The following is a 2514-nucleotide window of genomic DNA, read 5'->3' as shown; positions in this document are numbered from 1 at the left end:
CCCGCCCGGACGCGCCGCCGCGCCCGGTGCCGGCGGCCCGGCCCGCACCGGCGCCGCGGCCCGCAGCACCGGCACCGCCGGCGCCACCACGCCCGGCGCCACCACGTCCGGAGCCACCGCCGGCGCCACCACGGGCCGCGCCGCCGCCCTGGGCGGCAGCCGCGCCCGCACCGGCGGCACCGGAGCCACCGCGCCTGCCACGGCCCCGGCTGCCCGAGCGGACGGCACCGCCCGCACCGGACCCCGAACCGCCGCCGCCCGTACGCGCCTTGGGCTGCGTCGGCTGCGGCACCTCGATGACGATCGCTATGCCGGACGGCTCACGGGCACCCGTGATGCGGGTGAGCTCCTCGTCACTGGACTTGATCCGGGTGGTGCGCGGAGCGATACCCGCGTCGGCCATCAGCCGGGTCATCTCCCGCTTCTCCTCGGGCAGGACCAGCGTGACGACGCTGCCGGACTCACCGGCGCGTGCCGTACGCCCGCCGCGGTGGAGGTAGTCCTTGTGGTCGGTGGGCGGGTCCACGTTGACGACGAGGTCGAGGTCGTCGATGTGGATGCCCCGGGCCGCCACGTTCGTCGCGACCAGGGCGGTGACCTGGCCGGTCTTGAACTGGTCCAGCGTCCGGTTGCGCTGCGGCTGGGAGCGGCCGCCGTGCAGGGCCGCGGCCCGCACGCCGCTGGCCAGGAGCCGCTTGGCGAAACGGTCGGCCGCGCGCTTGGTGTCCACGAACATGATCACCCGGCCCTCGCGGGCCGCGATGCGGGTGGCGACGGCCTTCTTGTCCGTCTCGTCCGCGACGTGCAGCACGTGGTGCTCCATCGTCGTGACGGCACCGGCCGACGGGTCGACGGAGTGGACGACCGGGTCCGTGAGGAACATCTTGACCAGCCGGTCGATGTTCTTGTCCAGGGTCGCGGAGAACAGCATCCGCTGCCCGTCCGGCTCGACCTGCTTGAGCAGGGCAACGACCTGCGGCATGAAGCCCATGTCGGCCATCTGGTCGGCCTCGTCCAGGACGGTGATCGCGACCTGGTCCAGCCGGCAGTCACCGCGCTCGATGAGGTCCTTGAGCCGGCCCGGGGTGGCCACGAGCACCTCGGCGCCGCGGCGAAGGGCCCCGGACTGCCTGCTGATCGACATGCCGCCCACGACCGTGGCGACCCGCAGGTTCACGGACGTGGCGTACGGCGTCAGCGCGTCGGTCACCTGCTGGGCGAGCTCGCGGGTGGGCACGAGCACCAGGGCCAGCGGGGCGTGCGGCTCGGAACGGCGGCCGGCGGTACGCGCCAGGAGCGCCAGGCCGAAGGCCAGGGTCTTGCCCGAACCGGTCCGGCCGCGGCCGAGGATGTCCCGGCCCGCCAGCGAGTTCGGCAGGGTGGCGCCCTGGATCGGGAAGGGCTCGGTCACGCCCTGCGCCGTGAGGGTCTTCAGGAGCGCCGCGGGCATGTCCAGGTCGGCGAACGCCTCGACACCGGGCAGAGCGGGGGTCATCGTCTCCGGCAGGGCGAATTCGCCGCCCTGCTGCGGTGCGGGCTTGCGCCGGGCCGGCGCCCTGCCGGCGCCTCGGGGGTTCGTCGCCTGCGCCCGGTCCGTGGCGCGCCCCCGTGCGGGGCGGTTGCGGGTCGGTCGGTCCTGGCGTTCGGAGCGGGTCATACGGAATTGCCCTCCTGGGGGATTCCTGGGGTTACTGCCGACTGCTGCGGACTGCTTGTCTGTGCGCCCCAGGATGCAAGCACAGAGCAGGTGTCCGGGGCCCTCAGGGCACCGGGGAGGCCGAACCGGAAACAGCACAAACCGGGGCCCGCACCGTCACGGTGCGGGCCCCGGCTGCGAGGTACGCGTCCGGCAATCAGGCCGGGACGATGTTCTCCGCCTGCGGGCCCTTCTGGCCCTGCGTGACGTCGAAGGAGACCTTCTGGCCCTCCTGGAGCTCACGGAAGCCCTGGGTGGCGATGTTGGAGTAGTGGGCGAAGACGTCGGCGCCGCCGCCGTCCTGCTCGATGAAGCCGAAGCCCTTTTCCGAGTTGAACCACTTCACGGTTCCAGTAGCCATGTCATTCTCCTAAAAGAGGTGCAGTGCCGAGAATCCGCACTTCACGGATTCCAAGTCGCCGCATTGAGCCCCATCCGGAGAAAGCCGGAAAACAATAATGCGCCTGAGGAGGGTTCCCGTCAGGCGCACATAAAGTTCATGGGTACCAAAACTGCAACTCGGCAACCGTAGCACGTCTCGGCGGCGGACGGCGGAATCCGCCACGCCGTCGTGGGACGGAGTCGGCTGGCCAGAGGGGTCGCGAAGGAGGTCGCGGCGGGTCGGGCACACGTCCCCGGTGGCGCGCAGCGCAGGCCCCCCAAGGGGTGTACGCCTTCGCCGCGAGGCGCGGGCTCGGCGGACGGGGTCCTCTCGGCGGACGGGCACGCACCGGTATCGGCGGACGGGCACGCGCCGGGAAACACACGCAGGCCCGGCACCCCGCTCCCCGGCGGGCGCCGGGCCGCGCGACACCGGG

The 2514-nt window shown here is 72.8% G+C and carries 2 protein-coding genes; both read right to left on the bottom strand.

What is annotated here, in order from left to right; translation table 11 throughout:
* The coding region (locus ABZ371_RS31610) for a DEAD/DEAH box helicase (protein ID WP_358686162.1) at positions 1-1657 on the bottom strand (1657 nt) is incomplete at its 3' end.
* Positions 1658-1853: 196 nt separating this feature from the next.
* A complete protein-coding gene (locus ABZ371_RS31605) occupies positions 1854-2057 on the bottom strand; it encodes a cold-shock protein (protein WP_015607926.1) in 204 nt (67 codons plus the stop codon).
* Positions 2058-2514 lie beyond the last annotated feature (457 nt).

The sequence above is a fragment of the Streptomyces sp. NPDC005899 genome (genome assembly GCF_040629645.1).
Lineage (GTDB): Bacteria > Actinomycetota > Actinomycetes > Streptomycetales > Streptomycetaceae > Streptomyces.
Note: the sequence above shows the minus strand (reverse complement) of the source record. Positions and strands in the feature narration are given on the sequence as shown.

Excerpts from the sequence above, each read along its gene's own strand:
- ABZ371_RS31605 (WP_015607926.1), bottom strand. The coding sequence starts at position 2,057 with ATGGCTACTGGAACCGTGAAGTGGTTCAACTCGGAAAAGGGCTTCGGC.